The organism is Acinetobacter sp. YH12063, from assembly GCF_013419715.1.
Taxonomy (GTDB): Bacteria; Pseudomonadota; Gammaproteobacteria; order Pseudomonadales; family Moraxellaceae; genus Acinetobacter; species Acinetobacter amyesii.
Map to the genome: position 1 here is coordinate 355255 of NZ_VOZO01000001.1, position 22556 is coordinate 377810.

The following is a 22556-nucleotide window of genomic DNA, read 5'->3' on the forward strand; positions in this document are numbered from 1 at the left end:
GGGAGTCTGACAAAAAACCGTATTTTATCAGAATTTGCTCGCTATTTAGCCCCCTATCGATGAAACTGCCACTGTTGAACGATTTACTTAAAGCTGCTGTGATTGCGCAAATTGAGCGATGTAACTTGCAATTTTTTCGGGTTGGCTCAGCACGGCCCAATGATTGGCATTGACTTCAACTACAGATAAATCTTCAACCCAATTAGGTAATTCTTTAATGTAATCTGGACTGACAAAATTATCATGTTTCAACACAATCGCTTGTACAGGACAGACGGCATAACGTTGTCTAGGCTGAGTTAAGCGGGGAATAAAATTAGCACGGTAAAGCGCAATACCGTGTTTACCATCATGCTGAATATTATGATTCAAAGGCAATTCTTGAGTACGTTCTAAATCATTCACAATTTTTCCCCAACGTTCAGCATTCAAAAAATGCCACGCCGTCGGTGCCAAAAATGGTAATTGGAATACCCCGATGTACCATGACTTACTTAATAATTTGAGTAATTTTTTCTGCTGATGCTTAAAGCTATTTCTGAGCAAAAATGCCGCATGATCCAAACATGGCCCAGAAATAGTTGAATAAGACAAAATACGTGAGCGAAATTTTGGCTCAGTTACCGATTCCCAAGATTGGATAGAGCCCCAATCATGCGCGGCCAAATGAAAACTACGCTCGCCTAATACCGCTTGCGTCACACTATCTAAATCAAGTGAAAGTTGTTCTAAACGGTAATCTCGTACTTTACGGGGCACAGAGGACTGCCCTGCACCTCGCACGTCATAGGTGACGATATAAAATTCATTAATAAGATGTTCAATAACCGGTTCCCATACTTCCTGATTATCAGGATAACCATGAACCAAAACCAATGCCGGCTTAGTTTCATCACCCCATGTCTTCACATAGAGCCGTTGTTGATCTGTGGTATTCACCCATTGCGTATTTAGTGGTTGCATTCTTCTTGTCCTTTTATCGATTCCATCGAATTGACGTTTTATTTGTGAACATGGGCAATGTGATCAATGCCACAGTTTTGAAACTCATTTAGTATGCAAAGTTCAGCATAAAAAAAAATTGACCCAGTATGAGCATAATCCAGAAAATAATGACAATGCCTATTGTCTCTAAATTCTTACTCAATCATTATGCCCCTTATAAAGGTGCTGGCATTTCGATTGATAAAATTGATCTCGCCAATTATCACATTCGCGTCAAAATGCCATTAACTCGAAAAAATCAAAATATTGTCGGTGTACATTTTGGCGGTAGTCTATATTCAATGGTTGACCCATTTTATATGTTGATTTTGATGCATCACCTTGGCTCACGTTATATCGTGTGGGACAAAGCGGCAAATATCCAATTTTTATCTCCCGGGCGTGGAACGGTATACGCTGACATCCAGCTCGACCCAAATGAAATCAATCATATTAAAAACTTAGCAGATAACCACGCACCTGTACTACGGAACTATAGCTTAAATATTTTTGATGAAGCAGGCTTACGTATCGCTGAAGTTCAAAAAACTCTATACATTCGTCGCAAGCAACCCCGTCCACGCAAATAAAAAAGGCGCTTATCTTTAAGCGCCTTTTCATTCAAATTTATCGGATTAGATTAGCGATTTTGCTCAATTGCAGCACCTGCACCACCACCGATTGCACCGCCAATAGCAGCACCGGTGTTACCACCAAAGATACTTTTACCGACTGCAGAACCAATCGCACCACCTACACCACTATATGTGGCATTTCGGTTTGAACCGTTTTGAGTTTTACTGCCGACAGCTGCACCAGCACCCCCACCAACGGCTGCACCTACACCACCACCAACGTTGTTACCCACACCACCACCAATGGCACCACCTAAAGCTGCGGCACCAATACGTTGTTCATTTGGCGACATGCTTTCACAACCAGCAAGCATTAGGGTCGAAATCATCGCGACTGCGCATACGCTCATTACTTTTTTCATTGTGATGTTCCTTGTCTTCTTCAATACCTATGATTCTAAAACCATTGTATGAAACAATTAAACATAGCTTGTTACGGCTTGGAGCATAAATGCTGCATTTTGTAAAAAACCACGCCTAATCGCTCACGAATCACTCAGGATTTTCATCCAAAATCATCAAATCTTTTGTGGTTTCACCATTTTCAGTCAGCACAGCATGAGAGAGTTTGGCTTTGCTTTCTGGATCTGTTGCCTGATCTAGTTTTAGCGTGCGTTTAATCGGGTCTTGCCCTTTCTTAAACTCTACACCTTCTGCATCAATATTGGTGTTTTGACGAATAATCTGACCGTCCTGCTTCACCGTCGTCTTGGTTTCAATTTTAGAGGTCGGGACGATGACGCCACCACGTTGTAGTACTGGAATCGATAATTTCTTTTCAGAAAAATCACTGTGATGATCTGAAAGTTCAATTTCACGTGCCACGATATCCTGACCTTTATTGGTCATTTCTAACACTGTTGCAGTCACTTGGCGTACAGGTTGTTGACCTGCAACACGGTGAATCACTTCTGTTTTTAGTACTGGAACTACAGCTTTATCTTCTACCACAATCGAATTGGGCATAGGTGCAGCAATCGCTGTCAATGAGCTGAATAATGCAGAAACTGCGAATAATTGCTGTGCGAATTTCATCAAAAGACCCCGTTATGTTTAAGTTTAAAAATCAAGAGATTTGTTATGTTCTATTTTTACTATAGGAAATAATTCAATATTAGGAAAGCTTTAATTTTCAATTCATCCGCATAAAAAAAGCCACCCGAAGGTGGCTTTTTTGGAATGATTTAAGGGCTAATTAAAGACCGTTAAATTCATCGCTAAATGCTTGGCTTAACGCTTGATCTACATCAGAGAAGTCATTGTGAAGCTCAAGCTCTGCAGCTTCAGACTCTTGACGACGACGTTCTAAGTGGTATGCCAAACCTGTACCCGCTGGGATCAGACGGCCTACAACCACGTTTTCTTTCAGACCACGTAATTCATCTTCTTTACCTGTTACAGCAGCTTCAGTTAACACACGAGTTGTTTCCTGGAACGATGCAGCAGAAATGAACGAGTCAGTAGAAAGCGACGCTTTGGTAATACCCATCAATTGACGTTCAAACTTCGCTGGGAACTTGTTCTGAGCTGCCACAGCTTGGTTTTCTTGAACAACGCGGATGTATTCCACTTGCTCGCCTTTGATGAAGCTTGTATCACCACCGTCAGTGATTTCAACTTTACGAAGCATTTGACGTACGATCACTTCAATGTGCTTGTCGTTGATTTTTACACCTTGCAGACGGTATACGTCTTGAACTTCGTTCACGATGTAGTTTGTCAGTGCAACTTCGCCTTTCAAACGTAAGATGTCGTGTGGATTTTGCGGACCATCAGAAATGGTCTCACCACGGTTCACATGCTCACCTTCGAACACGTTAATCGTACGCCATTTCGGAATTAGCTCTTCGTAAATCTCAGAGCCATCATCCGGAGTAATCACAAGACGGTTCTTACCTTTGGTCTCTTTACCGAAGCTTACGATACCTGAAATTTCAGCAAGGATCGCATGTTCTTTCGGTTTACGTGCTTCGAACAAGTCAGCTACACGCGGTAGACCACCAGTAATATCACGTGTACGTGAAGATTCTTGTGGCACACGACCAATAACATCACCGACACCAATTGTTTCGCCATCGCGCACAGTCAGAATCGTGTTTTGTGGTAGGAAGTAGAACTGTTCGCCGCCATCTGTTGTATCCAATACAACAGCTGGACGCATATCTTTACCAGATGCTGGACGTGAAGTTACTGGAAGTACCTCAATAGTCGTCATACCTGTTGCATCATCAGTTTTCGATGTCACAGTTACGCCATCAGCGATTTGGCTGAAACGCACTTTACCTGCAACTTCGGTAACAAGTGGATGTGTATGCGGATCCCAAGTCGCTACGATACCGCCAGCTTCCACAGCTTCGCCATCTTTAATGATGATTGAAGCACCGTATGGAATTTTGTAACGTTCGCGTTCACGACCGATGTCATCTGCGATACCGATTTCACCTGAACGTGAAGTTGATACCAAGTGACCTTTAGCGTGTTGTACTGTTTTCACATTGTGGAAACGTACTGTACCTTTGTTACGAACTTGTACGCTGTTAGCAGCAGAAGTTCGGCTCGCAGCACCACCTACGTGGAACGTACGCATTGTTAACTGTGTACCTGGCTCACCAATTGATTGAGCAGCCATTACACCCACAGATTCACCTGGATTCACCAAGTGACCGCGAGCAAGGTCACGACCGTAACATTTCGCACATACACCGAAAGTAGATTCACAGTTTACAACTGAACGTACTTTCACTTCATCGACACCTTGCTCTTCTAAGTAGTTTGCAAGTTTTTCATCGATTAAAGTATTACGTGGAAGAATCACATCATCCGAACCTGGTTTCTTCGCATCTTCAGCAAGTACACGACCCAATACTCGAGTACCTAAGTTCTCGATGACATCGCCACCTTGAATGAACGGAGTCATTACAAGACCGTCGAAAGTACCACAATCTGGCTCAGTAATTACCAAGTCTTGTGCAACGTCAACCAAACGACGAGTCAAGTAACCTGAGTTCGCAGTTTTCAATGCAGTATCGGCCAAACCTTTACGTGCACCGTGTGTTGAAATGAAGTACTGAAGTACGGTCAAACCTTCACGGAAGTTCGCTTTAATTGGTGTTTCAATGATCGAACCATCTGGTTTCGCCATCAAACCACGCATACCCGCTAACTGACGAATCTGAGCTGCCGAACCACGGGCACCTGAGTCAGACATCATGTAGATCGAGTTGAATGATTTTTGTTTCTCGTCTTCACCCTGTTTGTTTTTAACAGTTGTGAAAGACAAGTTGTCCATCATCGCTTTCGCTACTTGGTCGTTTGTACGTGCCCAAATATCGACAACTTTGTTATAACGTTCGCCGGCAGTTACGAAACCTTGCTCGAATTGTTGTTCAATTTCGCGAACTTCAACTTCAGCTTTTTCGATAATTGCTTGTTTTTGTGGCGGAATCAACATGTCTTCCATACCAACAGACACACCTGAGTGAGTCGCTTGACGGAAGCCCAAGTACATCAATTGGTCAGCGAAGATAACAGTATCTTTAAGACCTAATTTACGGTAGCAAGAGTTGATCAATTTAGAGATGTTCTTTTTCGTCATCTCAACGTTGATTTGTTGGAAATCCATACCTTCAGGTACAACTTCCCAAAGTAAACAACGACCTGGAGTTGTGTCTACAACAATGGTTTGTTGTTCACGGTTACCATTTTCGTCAATGACTGTTTGGTGTACACGTGCTTTTACGCGAGCGTGTAAATCAACTTGACCTGTTGCAAGTGCACGGTTTACTTCGTCAGTATCCGCAAACACCATACCTTCACCTTTGGCATTGATCGCATCACGAGTGATGTAGTACAAGCCTAAGACAACGTCCTGAGAAGGTACGATGATTGGCTCACCGTTCGCAGGAGAAAGAATGTTGTTTGTTGACATCATTAACGCACGAGCTTCTAACTGAGCTTCAAGTGTTAATGGTACGTGTACCGCCATTTGGTCACCGTCGAAGTCGGCGTTAAATGCCGCACAAACTAACGGGTGAAGACGGATCGCTTTACCTTCAATCAGGGTTGGTTCAAATGCTTGAAGACCCAAACGGTGAAGTGTAGGCGCACGGTTTAACATCACCGGGTGTTGACGAATTACGTGAGCAAGTACGTCCCAAACTTCTGGAGTTTCACGCTCAACCATTTTCTTCGCAGCTTTAATGGTTGTCGCTTGGCCAGATGCTTGTAGTTTCGCGAAAATGAATGGTTTGAATAATTCAAGCGCCATTTTTTTCGGAAGACCACATTGGTGAAGACGTAAAGTCGGACCTACAGTAATTACCGAACGACCAGAGTAATCGACACGTTTACCCAATAAGTTTTGACGGAAACGACCTTGTTTACCTTTGATCATGTCTGCCAAAGATTTAAGAGGACGTTTGTTCGAACCAGTAATTGCACGACCACGACGACCGTTATCAAGCAATGCATCTACAGACTCTTGTAACATACGTTTTTCGTTACGTACAATAATGTCTGGTGCTGCAAGGTCTAGAAGACGTTTTAAACGGTTGTTACGGTTGATTACACGACGGTAAAGATCGTTCAAGTCAGAAGTCGCAAAACGACCACCTTCTAGAGGGACCAACGGACGAAGATCAGGTGGAAGTACTGGAAGTACATTCATCACCATCCATTCTGGTTTGTTGTTCGACTCTTTGAACGCTTCCATCAATTTCAGACGTTTAGAGGCTTTTTTAAGCTTCGTTTCTGAAGTTGTATTTGGAATTTCTTCACGAAGACGTGAAATTTCAGCTTCAAGATCGATGTCTTTCAACAAATCTTGAACTGCTTCTGCACCCATTTTCGCAGTGAATTCATCACCGTGTTCTTCTAAAGCCGTGAAGTATTCTTCATCGTTTAGAAGTTGGTATTTCTCAAGTGGAGTCATACCTGGGTCAGTTACAACGTATGATTCGAAATACAATACACGTTCGATATCACGTAAAGTCATGTCTAAAAGCAGACCGATACGGCTAGGAAGTGATTTTAAGAACCAAATATGCGCAACTGGAGAAGCAAGGTCAATATGACCCATACGCTCACGACGTACTTTTGCAGTTGTTACTTCAACGCCACATTTTTCACAAATGACGCCTTTGTATTTCATACGCTTGTATTTACCACACAAGCATTCGTAATCTTTTACTGGACCAAAGATTTTGGCACAGAATAAACCATCACGTTCAGGTTTGAACGTACGGTAGTTAATGGTTTCAGGCTTTTTAACTTCACCATGAGACCACGACTTAATCATTTCTGGTGACGCAAGACCAATACGGATGCGATCAAACTCTACAGGAGCATGACCGTCTGAATCCGTCTTTTTGCGCATGATATCGAGCAAGTCTTTCAATTTTTTTCTCCGTGTGTTGTGGAGATTTTCACTTCACAACTGGGTCACAAATATTGTTTTTTAACTGAGAAATCCCCCTTGCCCCTCTTGATTAAAGAGGTGAGAAGCACTGCTTCGCAAGGGAGATTCAATGGAGCTAATTAGTCACCATTTTTCAGTTCAATGTTGATACCTAAAGAACGGATCTCTTTGGTCAATACGTTGAACGATTCAGGCATACCTGGGTCCATGTAATGGTTACCATCTACAATGTTCTTATAGATACGGGTACGACCTTCAACGTCATCCGACTTCACAGTAAGCATTTCTTGAAGTGTGTATGCTGCACCGTAAGCTTCGAGTGCCCATACTTCCATCTCACCGAAACGCTGACCACCGAATTGTGCTTTACCACCAAGCGGCTGTTGAGTTACTAGAGAGTAAGAACCAGTAGAACGCGCATGCATCTTGTCGTCAACCAAGTGGTTCAGTTTCAACATGTACATGTAACCTACAGTTACTGGACGGTCAAAACGTTCACCTGTACGACCATCATACAATACTGTTTGACCAGTACGTGAAATGCCACCAAGTTCTAACAATTCTTTAATTTGTGATTCTTCAGCACCATCAAATACTGGTGTTGCTAAAGGAACACCTTTACGCAAGTTACCTGAAAGCACCAAGATTTCTTCATCAGTCAAGCTATCAAGATCTTCTTGTTCGCCACCAACTTTGTTGTAAATCTTGTCTAAGAAATCACGAAGCTCAAGTACAGTACGTTGCTCTTTCATCATCTTGTCGATTTGATCGCCAAGACCTTTAGCTGCCATACCTAAGTGAGTTTCAAGAATCTGACCCACGTTCATACGTGATGGTACACCCAGTGGGTTAAGTACAACATCAACTGGAACACCGTTTGCATCGTGTGGCATGTCTTCTACAGGTAAGATGTTAGATACAACACCTTTGTTACCGTGACGACCCGCCATTTTATCACCCGGTTGGATGCGACGTTTTACAGCCAAGTAAACTTTAACAACTTTCAATACGCCAGTTGTCAGTTCATCACCTGTAGAAAGTTTGCGTTTTTTCTCTGCAAATTTCTCGTCAATTTCAAGGCTCTTCTCTTTCAAGAACACTTGAATTTGAGTTAAACGTTCAGCAATCGCTTCGTCGACTGGTTGGATTTCAATAAGATCAACCAACTCAAGACCAGACAATAACTCTTCAGTTAATTTGTCACCGCGTTTAGTTGTACCGCCACCGTTAGATTCTTGACCTTTCAATAGACGAACAATACGTTCACGAGCCGCTTCTTCGAAGATTTTGTATTCTTCTTTCAAGTCTTTACGGTAAGCATCAAGTTGTGCTTTCTCAATTGCTTGAGCACGTTCGTCTTTTTCAAGACCGTCACGTGTAAATACTTGAACGTCAATTACAGTACCTTTCACAGATGAAGATACGCGTAATGAAGAGTCTTTTACGTCAGCCGCTTTTTCACCGAAGATTGCACGAAGCAATTTTTCTTCCGGAGTTAACTGCGTTTCACCTTTAGGCGTTACTTTACCGACAAGAATGTCACCCGCAGTAACTTCAGCACCGATATAAACGATACCTGATTCATCCAATTTAGAAAGTGCAGCTTCACCCACGTTCGGGATATCCGCTGTAATTTCTTCAGCACCCAATTTGGTATCACGTGCAACACATGAAAGCTCTTGGATGTGGATAGACGTTAAACGATCTTCTTGAAGTACACGCTCTGAAAGTAAGATCGAGTCTTCGTAGTTATAACCGTTCCAAGTCATGAACGCTACACGCATGTTTTGACCCAATGCCAATTCACCGCCATCTGTTGATGGACCATCAGCAAGAACGTCACCACGTGCAACTTTGTCACCTAAACGTACAACAACGTTTTGGTTGATACATGTATTTTGGTTCGAACGGGTGTATTTGATCAGGTTGTAGATATCTACACCTGCTTCGCCTGCCACCATCTCTTCTTCGTTTACACGAATAACGACACGAGAAGCATCAACGAACTCAATACGACCACCACGTTTCGCAAGTACACACACACCCGAGTCATGCGCTACGTTTGCTTCCATACCTGTACCAACAAGCGGTTTGTCAGCACGTAAAGTAGGAACAGCCTGACGCTGCATGTTTGAACCCATCAATGCACGGTTGGCATCATCGTGTTCAAGGAACGGAATAAGTGATGCCGCTACAGATACCACCTGCTGAGCAGATACATCCATATGCGTTACTTTTTCTGGTGGAATACGTACGAATTCACCTTGGTGACGTACAGATACGAATTCTTCAGTTAAGTTACCGTCTTTATCGATACCAGAATCGGCCTGTGCAATCACAGTACCTACTTCTTCAATCGCAGAAAGGTATTCAACGTCATCCGTTACACGACCATCAACAACTTTACGGTATGGAGTTTCCAAGAAACCGAAGTTATTACATTTCGCATAAACAGAAAGTGAGTTGATCAAACCAATGTTTGGACCTTCAGGAGTCTCAATTGGACATACACGACCGTAGTGAGTTTGATGTACGTCACGTACTTCGAAGCCCGCACGTTCACGAGTCAAACCACCTGGGCCCAATGCTGATACACGACGTTTGTGTGTAATTTCAGACAATGGGTTGTTTTGGTCCATGAACTGAGACAACTGGCTTGAACCAAAGAATTCTTTGATTGCCGCAGCAACTGGTTTCGCATTGATTAAATCTTGCGGAGACAAGTTATCAGTTTCAGCTTGAGATAAACGTTCTTTAACAGCACGTTCAACACGAACTAGACCAACACGGAATTGGTTTTCTGTCATTTCACCAACAGAACGAACACGACGGTTACCCAAGTGATCGATATCGTCGACTTCACCTTTACCGTTGCGGATTTCAACTAATGTTTTCAATACATCAGTGATGTCTTCGTTCGAAAGAATGCCTTCAACTTCACGAGACTTCTGATCCGTACCCACTTCGTAAGGACGACCCAAACGACGGTTGAACTTCATACGACCTACTGGTGATAAGTCATAACGTTCAGAAGAGAAGAACAAGTTGTTGAATAAGTTTTCAGCAGCTTCTTTTGTTGGTGGCTCACCCGGACGCATCACTTTGTAGATTTCTACAAGTGCTTCCTCACGACCAGTTGTAGTATCTGCACGTAAAGAGTCCGCAATGAATGGACCACGGTCGATGTCATTGGTATAAAGTACGTTGAATTGTTTAACGCCGCCTTCAGCCAATTTCACCATAATTTCATGGCTAAGTACGGTATTTGCCGCAACAACTTCGCCATCACGTAACGTTACATCTTCAGCAACGATACGTTCATATAGGTATTCATCAGGAACAGAAAGTTTTTCAAGACCTGCTGCTTCCATTTGACGAACATGGCGCGCGTTAATACGTTTACCTTGTTCAACAATTGTTTTACCGTCTGTACCCACGATATCAAACTGTGCCATTTCGCCACGTAGACGTTCTGGAACCAAGTCAATTTGATAGCTACCCATATCAAGATATACAGGTACTTTTTCGTAGAACATGTCTAGGATTTGTTCGTTGTTATAACCCAAGGCACGAAGCACAACAGTCGCAAGTAATTTACGACGACGGTCAATACGAACATAGACAAGATCTTTTGCATCGAATTCAAAGTCTAACCATGAACCACGGTAAGGAATGATACGAGCAGAATAAAGAACTTTACCGCTAGAGTGAGTTTTGCCTTTATCATGGTCAAAGAACACACCTGGTGAACGGTGTAATTGAGATACGATTACACGCTCAGTACCATTGATCACAAAGGTACCGTTGTCTGTCATAAGTGGCATTTCACCCATGTAGACTTCTTGCTCACGCACATCTTTGATTGTTTTAGTTTCGCGATCTTTAATGATCAGACGAATTTTTACACGCATTGGCGCCGCATAAGTTGAGCCACGAAGAATACATTCGCGCACATCAAATTCAGGCTTACCAAGACTATACTCAACAAATTCTAAAGCAGCATTGCCAGAATAACTTTCAATAGGAAAAACTGAACGAAATGCGGCCTGGAGACCGATATCTTCGCGGTTTTTTGGAGTTTTGCCGTCTTGAAGGAAAGTTCGGTACGAGTCGACTTGAATCGCGAGCAAGTACGGAACATCCATTACCTTGGGCAATTTACCAAAATTCTTACGGATCCGTTTCTTTTCGGTATATGAGTATGCCATCTGGAGTCCTCGGAAAGTAAACTAAGTCCGCCTGCAGAACGAACTTAGAAGGAATTACGCAGGCCGATATGGCCACCACTTTCACAAATGCTGCAATTTTTAGTGGTATTAAAACGCTTAACAATATTTTTTTACTGAAAAATATTGGTAAGCGTTTGGTTTTATAAATTATTTTTAATTTGTATGATTTTTATATCATGCAAACAAAAATCGAGCCGATAATTGTAACGCAAAAAGGCTGATGACCCAAGGGCCACCAGCCATTTTTTGGAGCCGATTATAAAAAAATCGACTCCCCTTAAGATTACTTAAGTGTAACTGTAGCACCAGCTTCTTCAAGTTTTTTCTTAAGTTCTTCGCCTTCTTCTTTAGAAACGCCTTCTTTAAGAACTGAAGGAGCGCTTTCAACAAGATCTTTAGCTTCTTTAAGACCAAGGCCAGTAGCTTCACGAACTGCTTTAATTACAGCAACTTTGTTAGCACCGAAAGAAGTCAACTCAACGTTGAATTCTGATTGTTCTTCAGCAGCAGCACCAGCAGCGCCAGGAGCAGCAGCAACTGCTACAGCAGCAGCAGATACGTTGAATTTTTCTTCGAAAGCAGAAATAAGTTCAACAAGTTCAAGAACAGTTTTTTCAGCAACTGCGTTTAAGATTTCTTCGTTTGTTAAAGCCATGAGAGTAACTCCAAATGGGTATTGAATGGTGTGTAAATTGATTTAAACTTAAGCAGCTTCTGACTCGTTTTTCTCTTTGAGCGCAGTAATAAGGCGACCCAATTTCGAAATAGGAGCTTGAAGAACGCTTGCAAGCATAGTAAGCGCTTTCTCTTGGTTTGGAAGGTTCGCGATAACGCTAACTTCAGCACCTTGATAAACTTTACCGTCAAATGCAGCAGCTTTAAGTTCAAATGCTTTATTAGTTTTAGCAAATTCTTCGAACAAACGAGCAGCTGCGCCCATGTCGTCTTCAGAAGTTGAGAAAGCTAAGATTGTTGGGCCAACAAGGTTGTCGCTCAAGATATTGAATTGAGTATCTTGAAGAGCACGTTTAGCCAAAGTGTTACGAACTACGCGAGTAGCAACACCTAGTTTACGAGCTTCAACACGTAGAGCAGTTAATTGCTCAACAGTTAAACCTTGGTAGTCAGCAACAACAGCAGCATACGCAGTAGAAGCAACTTCAGTTACTTCAGCTACGATCTGTTTTTTGCCTTCGATAAGAAGAGCCATTGTAAAACCTCCTAACGGTGATTTATGCACCTATACAGATGCACTCCCAATTCGTTAGCTCATCACTGAACCAACACGCGGAGGAGGAACAAATCACACCACCGCGTCTACTCAGGCTGGGCTATTAAGAAGAAAGCATAAAACTCCCCTCGCCTGAGGTCTTTGACGCTGATAAATCTAAATTTATCAATTCAAAGTTTGCCTGAGGGGCGATCAGCAAAGCATGCTTTGCCGACCCGCAAGATGAGAAACTGTGCTTCGAATGAAGCTTAATTTCTATCTTGCGTAATATTTAAAGCAGCGCTTTAAATATTACTCAGGGCTTTAAAATTCTGTAATAAGTCGAAACTTATTTAGAAACGTTTGCTACATCAACAACAAGACCAGGACCCATAGTTGAGCTTAAAGTGATCTTTTGGATGTAAACACCTTTAGAAGTAGCAGGTTTTGCTTTCTTAAGGTCAGCTACAAGAGCTTCAACGTTTGAACGAACAGCTTCAGCAGTGAAACCTACTTGACCGATCGCAGCGTGGATAATACCAGCTTTGTCTACACGGTAACGTGCTTGACCAGCTTTCGCGTTTTTAACAGCAGAAGCTACGTCAGGAGTTACAGTACCCACTTTAGGGTTTGGCATTAAGCCACGTGGACCAAGAATCGTACCCAACTTACCAACAACGCGCATTGCATCCGGAGCTGCAATTACTACGTCAAAGTCAAGGCTACCCGCTTGGATGCTTTCAGCAAGATCATCAAAACCAACAACGTCCGCGCCTTCAGCTTTAGCAGCTTCAGCAGCAGCGCCTTGAGCAAACACAGCTACACGTACAGTTTTACCAGTACCTGCAGGAAGTGTAGTCGCGCCACGAACAACTTGGTCAGATTTACGAGGATCAACACCTAGGTTTACAGCAACATCCAAAGATTCTTTGAATTTTACTGCTGGAAGGCCGTTAAGAACTGCAACTGCTTCTTCCAAAGTGTAAACTTTGTTAGCTTCAACAGCAGCAACAATGGCTTTTTGACGTTTAGTTAATTTAGCCATGTCTTATAGCTCCACTTCCAAGCCCATAGAACGCGCAGAACCAGCAATGGTACGTACACGTGCGTCTAAATCAGCACCAGTAAGATCTGGTTCTTTAGTAGTCGCAATTTCTTCTAATTGAGCGCGAGTCAACTTACCAACTTTAGTCTTGTTAGGTACAGCTGAACCCTTTTGGATGCCCGCAGCTTTCTTAAGAAGAATCGCAGCAGGAGGAGTTTTCATGATGAATGTGAACGACTTGTCGTTGTACACAGTGATCACTACTGGAATTGGAAGACCAGCTTCAACTTTTTGTGTCGCAGCATTGAATTCTTTACAGAATGCCATGATGTTAACACCACGTTGACCTAGTGCAGGACCAATCGGTGGAGATGGATTTGCTTTACCAGCTGGAACTTGCAGCTTGATATAGCCGTCAATCTTCTTAGCCATTTCAATTACCTCTGGGTACTAACGCCGCTAGGCTCCCCATACATTTAAGTAACGATACCGTTACAACAACAATGCCCGACTCATAACAAATCGGGCGTTTATCAACCAAGTTAAATTAAACTGATTTTTCGACTTGGCGAAATTCCAGTTCAACTTGAGTTGGTCGATTAAATACATTAATCGTCAACGTTAAACGTGACTTATCGTATAGAACTTCTTCCACCACGCCTTTAAAGTCGGTGAATGGACCGTCAATTACGAGTAATTCTTCACCTGGTTCAAACATCGTCTTAGGACGAGGTGCTTCGCCAGTATTGCGTACACGTGCAAGAATCGCATCAGCTTCTTTTTGCGTAATTGGTGCAGGTTTTTCTGCAGTACCACCAATGAAACCTAATACTTTTGGACATTCTTTAACAATGTGCCAAGTTTCATCATTCATTTCCATTTCGACTAACACATAGCCTGGAAAGAATTTACGCTCAGATTTACGTTTCTTACCATCCTTCATTTCCACTACTTCTTCAGTAGGGACAAGGACTTCACCAAAGCTATCGGCTACAGCGCTACGCTGGATTCGATCATTAAGTGAGCGTAACACTTGTTTTTCATAGCCTGAATAGGCATGAATAATGTACCAACGTTTCATAGCTCTCTTACCCGATAATAAACTTCATTAACCAGCTCAAAGCATAGTCAAAGCACCATAATAAAATAGATGCCACTAAGACTACCGCAAGTACCTGCCAAGATGTGGTCATGGTCTCTTGCTTGGTTGGCCAAGTCACTCGACGTAACTCAATTCGAGCATCTTTCAACAATCGAACAAAGCCTTTGCCTTGATGGGTGGCGTATAATAAACCTAAAGCCACGATGATACAAGCCAAAATTACCCCAACACGGACCCAGACATCATTCGCTGGTGCCCAGTATGCTGGCAAATGTTGATTCACCATCATAGAACTACCGAGTAAAATCAACGCGATAACCCACAGAACATAGTCTAAAGGGGAACCAGAATTAACAACTTCAGCAGGATTATTTCTTTGAGGAATTGGCGCGTCGCTTAATGCGTCACGCGATTTATCATTCGACATTTTTGTACTCGTCGTAGGATTCGCGACTTATTATATGACCAGTTGAGCCAGCATCAAGCTTCTTTTTAAAAAAATTTGGCAGGCCAGGAGGGACTCGAACCCCCAACATTCGGTTTTGGAGACCGACGCTCTACCAATTGAACTACTGACCTGCAGAGCAAATCGAGAGTCGAAACTCTCGATCTGTACAAAGATAACTGTATTATATTATGCAGTTACTTTAGAAACAACACCCGCACCAACTGTACGGCCACCTTCACGGATCGCGAAGCGTAAGCCAGCGTCCATTGCGATTGGGTGGATTAATTCTACTGACATTTCTACGTTGTCACCAGGCATAACCATTTCAACGCCTTCTTTAAGCGCGATTGCACCAGTTACGTCAGTTGTACGGAAGTAGAACTGTGGACGGTAACCGTTAAGGAATGGAGTATGACGACCACCTTCGTCTTTAGAAAGTACGTATACTTCTGCGTCGAATTTAGTATGCGGTTTGATTGTACCTGGTTTAGCAAGTACTTGACCACGTTGAACGTCTTCACGTTTAGTACCACGTAGAAGAACACCACAGTTCTCGCCCGCACGACCTTCGTCAAGAAGTTTACGGAACATTTCTACGCCAGTTACAGTTGTTTTAACTGTATCTTTAATACCAACGATTTCAACTTCTTCGCCTACTTTCACGATACCAGTTTCAACACGGCCAGTTACTACTGTACCACGACCTGAAATTGAGAATACGTCTTCGATTGGCATAAGGAATGCAAGGTCGATAGCACGTTCTGGCTCTGGGATGTAAGAGTCAAGAGCTTCAACAAGAGCAACTACAGCGTCTTCGCCGTATTGACCAGCTTCACCATTAAGCGCTGCAAGAGCAGAACCACGGATTACTGGGGTGTCGTCGCCTGGGAAGTCATAAGTAGAAAGAAGTTCACGAACTTCCATTTCTACTAATTCAAGAAGTTCTTCGTCGTCAACAAGGTCGCATTTGTTTAAGAATACAACGATGTAAGGTACACCTACCTGACGAGAAAGAAGGATGTGTTCACGAGTTTGTGGCATTGGACCATCAGTCGCAGCACATACAAGGATCGCACCATCCATTTGCGCAGCACCAGTAATCATGTTTTTAACATAATCGGCGTGACCTGGGCAGTCTACGTGAGCGTAGTGACGGATTGGAGAATCGTATTCTACGTGTGAAGTATTAATTGTAATACCACGTGCTTTTTCTTCTGGTGCAGAGTCGATTGCAGCGTAATCTTTCGCTTCACCGCCGAATTTTTTTGCACATACAGTTGCAATTGCAGCTGTTAAAGTCGTTTTACCATGGTCAACGTGACCGATTGTGCCCACGTTAACGTGTGGCTTATTACGTTCAAACTTAGCCTTAGCCATGCTTTTCTTCCTCGTTTACGTCGAACACAATTCTGAGTAAAACCCAGCTCCGACATATCGCCTAAAAAAATAAACACCCAATACTTGAAAAGCAGACTAAAAAGCCTGCTTCTGGAATCTTGTGCAACATTTAAAGTTGCTAAACTGTAAAATCTGGAGCTCTTATCGAGATTTGAACTCGAGACCTCTCCCTTACCAAGGGAGTGCTCTACCACTGAGCTATAAGAGCAAATATAAGCACTTCAATAGATATGGAGCGGGAGACGAGGGTCGAACTCGCGACATGTAGCTTGGAAGGCTACCGCTCTACCAACTGAGCTACTCCCGCACGATGTTGGTACAAACCACTTATTGAAGTCTTAAAATTGGTGGTGAGGGAAGGATTCGAACCTTCGAAACTTTCGTAGCGGAGTTACAGTCCGCCCCCTTTGACCGCTCGGGAACCTCACCATTTTACACTTACTTCAGTGTCGTTCTTTCTACTCACTCTCAAACTTTCTAAGATGGTGCCGGCACACGGATTCGAACTGTGGACCTACTGATTACAAGTCAGTTGCTCTACCAACTGAGCTATGCCGGCGTTTCTTAGTGTTTCGTACGTTTCGTATCGGAACGGTGTGCAGTTTAGCAAATCTTGAAATCCTTGCAAGTGTTTTTTCTAAAAAAAACGTGAAAAACTCATAAAATCAATCCATTTGATGATAATTCAACCGCTTTGATCACTGCGCGAGCTTTTATTTGGGTTTCATTCCACTCTGATTCAGGATTAGAGTCATACACCACCCCTGCTCCAGCTTGAACATAGACCTTATTTTCACGAATTACACAGGTACGAATCGCAATCGACATGTCCATTTCACCATGCCAGCCTAAATAACCAACAGCACCACCAAAAATTCCACGTTTTACTGGTTCAACTTCGTCAATAATTTCCATAGCACGGATTTTTGGTGCACCTGAAAGCGTACCCGCAGGGAATGTTGCCTTAAAAACATCCAAAGCATCGACATCATCACGTACTTCACCTTGCACATTTGACACAATGTGCATGACATGCGAATAACGTTCGATCACCATTTGATCAGTCACGTGAACTTTACCGATTTTAGAAACGCGTCCAACATCATTTCGCCCCAAATCGATCAACATCAAATGCTCTGCAATTTCTTTTTCATCAGATAGCAAATCTTTTTCTAGCGCTAAATCTTCTTCTTTTGTTTTACCCCGTGGTCGCGTTCCCGCCAAAGGACGAACTGTTGCCACACCATTTTCTAAACGGGACAAAATTTCAGGTGATGAACCGACGATATGAAAAGGAATGTCATTTTCTAGTGTCTGCCCTTGCACCAAGAACAAATATGGCGATGGATTGAGGTGACGTAGTGCACGATAGACCTGCAAAGGCTCACCATCAAAATCGGATACCATACGATGGCCCGGCACAACCTGCATCACATCACCGGCCTTAATGTACTCTTTTACTTTCGCAATAGAATCAATAAAATTGTCATGTCCAGTGATGGATTCAAACTGTGGTGCAGTATGCTTATTTGCTTTGAGTGCAATTGGGGTTGCCAAAAGTTCTTCTAGCTCATCCAATTGTTGCTGCGCCTTGGTATAGGCCTCAGCATCATTTACATCGGCATGCACAATTAAGAATAAGGTATCCTTAAGGTTATCAAAGACGATGACGGTTTTTGATAGCATCATCCAAATATCCGGAATCCCGACCGGGTCAGCTTCTGGAACGTTATTGAGCTTTGGTTCGATATAACGCACAGCATCATAACCAAAGTATCCAACCAATCCACCGGTAAAGCTCGGCAACGCTGGTAAATCTTGCTGTGTAGGCACTTTATATTGTGCTTGGAAGTCACGAATGTATTGAAATGGGTCAGCACATTGTTGTTTTTCAACCGAGCCATCAGCATGTTGAACGGTCAACTGCCCTTCATTACACGAAAATACGGTGGACTCGCCCAAGCCAATAATGGAGTAACGCGCCCAGTTTTCGCCACCCTCTACAGATTCAAATAAATAGGCTTGTTTATGTTGTTTTAATCGCGCAAAGACAGACAGCGGAGTTTCTGTATCTGCCAAGCGCTGACGATATACCGGAATCAAGTTATATCCAGCAGTTTTCAGTTGTTCAAATTGAGTTTGTGTAGTCATCTCGGTTTCTCTATATTTCGCGTGGTCAATTTCAGTTAATTTCTTCTCATGCTGATTGAGTGACGCCATCGAAATACTACACACTTGCTCATTTTCACTTCCTTAACCCTACTTATTTCAACCCAATAATTCTTTTAAGTTATCAACCACGTGCTGCGGCTGACACTCTCGAATATTTTCACCATGATTATAGCCATAGCTGACCACAATACAATCAATACCCGCACGACGTGCTGCCTCTACATCATTGACAGAATCACCCACCATCAAAATTTGCTGTTTCGGCAAGGCATAATGCTCCGCACAATACTCTAGCTGCTTGGGATGTGGTTTACGCTCTTCAAAACGATCTCCGCCAATCACATCATCAAAGTATTCATGCATACCTAGTGCCTGCACAATACTGCGTGCCGGTTGCTCTGGTTTATTGGTCACACAAATCAGAATTTTCTCTTCTGCTTTTGCCCAATCCAAGAACGCTAGAATGCCGTCAAAGGGCTGCGTCAAGACACAAGGATCTGCATTGTAAATCTTTAGAAAAGTTTCCAGCAAAAGATGGTGCTGTGCGGCATCCACCTTCCCGGTCAAGTATTCAAGTACGCTATGACAAAACAATGAAGTTCCTTTCCCAATCCAGTTTCGCACCTGCGCTTCTGTGACCAACGGTAATTGCAAAGCATTTAAACTCATATTCATCGCACGATGTAAGTCAGATGCTGAATCGACTAGCGTTCCATCCAGATCAAATAAAATCATTTGGCGTTCTGCTAAACGAACTTCAAACATAATGTCCCTCTATTTTTTTGTAAATTTTCCCCATAAAAAAGGCATGCCCATGCATGCCTTTCGAGGAATGTCTCGGTTTATTTAAACAACACCCATGCAATAATTGCAAGAATGATTAAAACAATGACTGAGATTAAGCCCACAGAGGCATTTTTTTGTGCTTCACGTTCTTGCTCTACACATGTCGCTGGAATTTCTACATCACATGCCTCATTTTTCGGAGCAGCAGTAATGTCAATTCCCTCAGGAATTGGCGCAGGTTTAGGCACACCCACATTGGTCGGCATACCATCACGAGTCAATTGAACTGAACCATCACGCTCTTTCAACTCTGGCATACCTTGATCATTCATTTGTTGTGCTGCAGTTTTAACGATAGGCTCTTGTGTCACAGTCTCAGACGCATTTACTACAGGCTCTTGTGCCGCAGTTTCAGAAACTGCAACAGCTTCAGACGGCTGCTGAACAGGAGTAATTTCTTCTGCTTGCAACGCTTCAACGCTTTGTTCAATATCCGCAGGGATCTCTACAGCTTTAGCCGGAGCCAATAAACTAAACTTCACACTGGCAAACTGTACAATATCACCTTCTTTTAAAAGTGATTCACCAGTCAAGCGGACATCATTAATAAACGTCCCATTAGATGAATTGAGATCTTGCAACCAGAGTGCTTGATCTTTCAGTACAAAGGCAGCATGTTTACGCGATACATCAGATTCTTGTAAAACAATATCTGCTTGTTGATGACGACCCACCAACATATCTCGCTCAATACTAATTTCTTGTCCTGTTAAATCACCAGAAATTGCTTGAATTTTCCAAGTCATGAAGTTAATTCTCTATTGCTCGTTTTTTTCATCATAGCATGCAGTGGTTTCAAAGCTAAACCACCCTACTGTCTAACCTAAGGAGTTTCCGCCACTTTGCCATTCGGTACGGTTATGGTTTGGCGCTTCACTGCAGGTTCAATGGCGACTGGCGTGGAGACCACTGCCGCTGGCTGTGTGGTTTGTGGTGCTGTAGGTACCGTCTTATACACAGGGGCTGGTGCTGTACCTTTTGAAACAGGTATGCGCTGCTGATACACATCGTCCACATTTTCAGGTAATTTCGCAAAATTACCGTCATTATCCAGTGCCAGTTGCAGACTATAGAGCTGACTGTAACGTTGCTGAGACATTTTCTTCACATCAGCAGAATTTCCAACAATGGTCGGATGAATAAAGATCAGCAAATTGCGTTTACTGTTGGATTTTCCTTCCGAGCTAAAAAGTTTGCCCAGTACAGGAATAGCCCCTAGCCCTGGAACAGATTGACGCCCATGCAATGTATTGTCCGAGATCAAACCACCCAACACAATCGTTTGACCATGCTCTGCCAAGATCGAGGTTTTGATCGCGCGTTTAGTCGTAACCAAATCCGACGCTTGACCTTTATTGTCTTTTACATCAGAAACTTCTTGCTCGACCTCTAAACGCACCGAGCCGCCATCACCAATATGCGGCACAACTTTCAAAGTAACACCGACATCTTTACGCTCAATCGATGTATACGGATTGGCTGTACCACCATTGGTGGTGACCGAACCTGTCACAAATGGAACGTTTTCACCCACCACAATATAGGCTTCTTCGTTGTCCATCGTCACTATCGACGGTGTAGATAATAAATTGGATTTGGTCTTTTCTTTTAAGGCCTGAATCATCGCACCATAGAGTTTGCGCGAACCATCACTGCCTTCACGATAATCACCAAGAACTAAAGAAGTACCCGCACTCACCGCGCTACCCGCACCCGCAGCACCACCAGTTAAATAACCTCCGGCAATATTTTTTAAACTAGAACCAAAGTTATCAAAGTTAATTAAGCCGATACCACTACTGATATCTCCCAACGCCCATTGCACACCGAGCTGATCGGTGTCCGTGCCTTCAACTTCAATAATCGCCGCTTCGATCAGCACTTGCTGACGACGAATATCGAGCTGCTGAATCGCAGATTCAATTTCACGCATGAGCTGCGGATCTGCTTTCACAATCAGTGCATTTTGTGTGGCATCAGCAATAATACTCACGCCATTGGCATTAAAGCTTGAGATACCGTTTTGCGTATTATTGGAAGAGTTATTACTGTTGAGGTTAATACCTGAACTGGTGTTATTTTGTGAACTGAATGACTGTGAATTCGAACTGTTACTATCATTCATTAAACTGTTCATCGTGCTGCTATTTGAGCTATTCGATGAATTTGTACTCGAAACGGCCTGCCCTGTGACCAAGCCTTGTAAGATTTCTGACAAGTTTTTGGCACTTGCATACTTTAGACGAAAAACTTTCAATCCACCCAATCGATCTGCAGCAGGCACATCTAAGGTCTCAATAATCTTACGAATACGCTTACGTGTCGCTGTATCACCTTTAATGATAATACGATTGGTTCGATTGTCCGCAATAATACGAATTCGTGAACCTTTCGGGTCTTTTGATGCGCCGGTCGAACTCATCGACTCTAACAGCCCAATCATTTCTTCGGCCTGACTCGATTGCAGCGTCACGGCTTCGATATCATTTTGACCCGTTCCATCTAAATTACGAATAATCGTTTCGAGCTGGTAAATATTACTAGCACGGTCTGAGACGATCAGCGCATTGGTCCCCGCCACTGCTGACAAATGTGCAAATTGTGGCATCAGTGGACGTAGGGCTGGAATTAAGTCGTTGGCATTGGTGTTATCAAGCCAAATCACTCGGGTGACAATTTGGTCTCCAGACGCACGGTGGCGCGCATCATAAGGAATGCCCGAGCTTTTTACATTACTGTCTGGAACCAGTTTAATGGTGTTGCCCGATGGAATCGCTACCACACCATTGACATTCAATACACCGAGAAACAGGTCATAGACTTCATTTTTATTTAAAGGCTTATTGGAAATAACCGTTACATTTCCTCGTACCCGTGGGTCAACTGCAAAATTTTTCCCCGTGATATCTGCGACTTCATTAATGAATGCCGTAAGATCTGCATCACGTAAATTGATTTTCCATGTTTGTGCATAACTTGCTGTGCTGACCATAGCAACCAAGGGCACCATGGCATAGGCAGCTAAAGTTGAACGGTTATTATTAAATAAAGCCATATACGCCTGTGTTTCC

The 22556-nt window shown here is 43.0% G+C and carries 17 protein-coding genes and 5 tRNA genes; 1 reads left to right on the forward strand and 21 read right to left on the reverse strand.

Annotated features, from left to right (window positions below; all coding sequences use genetic code 11):
- Window positions 1-87: 87 nt before the first annotated feature.
- A complete protein-coding gene (locus tag FTU12_RS01655; protein WP_180113616.1) occupies window positions 88-963 on the reverse strand; it encodes an alpha/beta fold hydrolase in 876 nt (291 codons plus the stop codon).
- A 128-nt stretch (window positions 964-1091) separates the two neighbouring features.
- Here FTU12_RS01655 and FTU12_RS01660 point away from each other — a divergent pair, with 128 nt between their 5' ends.
- Window positions 1092-1574 carry a DUF4442 domain-containing protein gene (locus FTU12_RS01660; RefSeq protein WP_078189823.1) on the forward strand — a complete coding sequence of 161 codons (483 nt, stop codon included), beginning with the start codon at window positions 1092-1094 and terminating at the stop codon, window positions 1572-1574.
- Window positions 1575-1624: 50 nt separating this feature from the next.
- On the opposite strand, the gene FTU12_RS01665 is transcribed toward FTU12_RS01660, so the two are convergent.
- The 20 genes from FTU12_RS01665 to gspD all read right to left on the reverse strand — a co-directional run bounded on the left by FTU12_RS01665 (window position 1625) and on the right by gspD (window position 22540).
- Window positions 1625-1981: a DNA transfer protein p32 gene (locus FTU12_RS01665; RefSeq protein ID WP_180007041.1), complete on the reverse strand. Its 357-nt coding sequence runs from the start codon at window positions 1979-1981 to the stop codon at window positions 1625-1627.
- A gap of 130 nt (window positions 1982-2111) precedes the next feature.
- Window positions 2112-2654, reverse strand: coding sequence for a hypothetical protein (locus FTU12_RS01670; RefSeq protein ID WP_180113617.1), 543 nt, complete (start codon window positions 2652-2654; stop codon window positions 2112-2114).
- A 160-nt stretch (window positions 2655-2814) separates the two neighbouring features.
- Window positions 2815-7014 carry a DNA-directed RNA polymerase subunit beta' gene (rpoC, locus tag FTU12_RS01675; RefSeq protein WP_078192842.1) on the reverse strand — a complete coding sequence of 1400 codons (4200 nt, stop codon included), beginning with the start codon at window positions 7012-7014 and terminating at the stop codon, window positions 2815-2817.
- Between the two features lie 140 nt (window positions 7015-7154).
- The gene (rpoB, locus tag FTU12_RS01680; RefSeq protein ID WP_180002850.1) at window positions 7155-11243 is read right to left on the reverse strand and encodes a DNA-directed RNA polymerase subunit beta; all 4089 of its coding nucleotides are present in this window, start codon (window positions 11241-11243) and stop codon (window positions 7155-7157) included.
- 304 nt (window positions 11244-11547) lie between these two features.
- Window positions 11548-11919, reverse strand: coding sequence for a 50S ribosomal protein L7/L12 (gene rplL, locus FTU12_RS01685; protein ID WP_078189828.1), 372 nt, complete (start codon window positions 11917-11919; stop codon window positions 11548-11550).
- Window positions 11920-11967: 48 nt separating this feature from the next.
- On the reverse strand, window positions 11968-12474 hold the full coding sequence (gene rplJ, locus FTU12_RS01690) for a 50S ribosomal protein L10 (protein WP_078189829.1): 507 nt from the start codon (window positions 12472-12474) through the stop codon (window positions 11968-11970).
- Between the two features lie 349 nt (window positions 12475-12823).
- Window positions 12824-13519, reverse strand: a complete 696-nt coding sequence (gene rplA, locus FTU12_RS01695) for a 50S ribosomal protein L1 (RefSeq protein WP_180113618.1) — start codon at window positions 13517-13519, stop codon at window positions 12824-12826.
- A gap of 3 nt (window positions 13520-13522) precedes the next feature.
- The gene (gene rplK / locus FTU12_RS01700; RefSeq protein ID WP_004868049.1) at window positions 13523-13951 is read right to left on the reverse strand and encodes a 50S ribosomal protein L11; all 429 of its coding nucleotides are present in this window, start codon (window positions 13949-13951) and stop codon (window positions 13523-13525) included.
- A 115-nt stretch (window positions 13952-14066) separates the two neighbouring features.
- The gene (gene nusG / locus FTU12_RS01705; protein ID WP_078189831.1) at window positions 14067-14600 is read right to left on the reverse strand and encodes a transcription termination/antitermination protein NusG; all 534 of its coding nucleotides are present in this window, start codon (window positions 14598-14600) and stop codon (window positions 14067-14069) included.
- A gap of 7 nt (window positions 14601-14607) precedes the next feature.
- Entirely contained in the window at window positions 14608-15048 is a 441-nt protein-coding gene (secE, locus tag FTU12_RS01710) for a preprotein translocase subunit SecE (RefSeq protein WP_078189832.1), read from the reverse strand.
- Between the two features lie 76 nt (window positions 15049-15124).
- Window positions 15125-15200 (reverse strand) — tRNA-Trp (locus FTU12_RS01715).
- A gap of 55 nt (window positions 15201-15255) precedes the next feature.
- A complete protein-coding gene (gene tuf / locus FTU12_RS01720) occupies window positions 15256-16446 on the reverse strand; it encodes an elongation factor Tu (protein WP_078190047.1) in 1191 nt (396 codons plus the stop codon).
- Between the two features lie 154 nt (window positions 16447-16600).
- Window positions 16601-16675, reverse strand: a tRNA-Thr gene (locus FTU12_RS01725).
- A 23-nt stretch (window positions 16676-16698) separates the two neighbouring features.
- Window positions 16699-16774, reverse strand: a tRNA-Gly gene (locus FTU12_RS01730).
- 38 nt (window positions 16775-16812) lie between these two features.
- Window positions 16813-16896: transfer RNA gene (locus FTU12_RS01735), tRNA-Tyr, on the reverse strand.
- Between the two features lie 54 nt (window positions 16897-16950).
- A tRNA-Thr gene (locus FTU12_RS01740) sits at window positions 16951-17026 on the reverse strand.
- A gap of 98 nt (window positions 17027-17124) precedes the next feature.
- Window positions 17125-18618: an anthranilate synthase component I gene (gene trpE / locus FTU12_RS01745; protein ID WP_078193306.1), complete on the reverse strand. Its 1494-nt coding sequence runs from the start codon at window positions 18616-18618 to the stop codon at window positions 17125-17127.
- A 117-nt stretch (window positions 18619-18735) separates the two neighbouring features.
- Window positions 18736-19404, reverse strand: a complete 669-nt coding sequence (gph, locus tag FTU12_RS01750) for a phosphoglycolate phosphatase (RefSeq protein WP_180113619.1) — start codon at window positions 19402-19404, stop codon at window positions 18736-18738.
- 77 nt (window positions 19405-19481) lie between these two features.
- Entirely contained in the window at window positions 19482-20231 is a 750-nt protein-coding gene (locus tag FTU12_RS01755) for an FHA domain-containing protein (RefSeq protein ID WP_168379024.1), read from the reverse strand.
- 77 nt (window positions 20232-20308) lie between these two features.
- Complete coding sequence (gspD, locus tag FTU12_RS01760) at window positions 20309-22540, reverse strand: type II secretion system secretin GspD (protein WP_180113620.1); 2232 nt, start codon at window positions 22538-22540, stop codon at window positions 20309-20311.
- Between the last annotated feature and the right edge of the window lie 16 nt (window positions 22541-22556).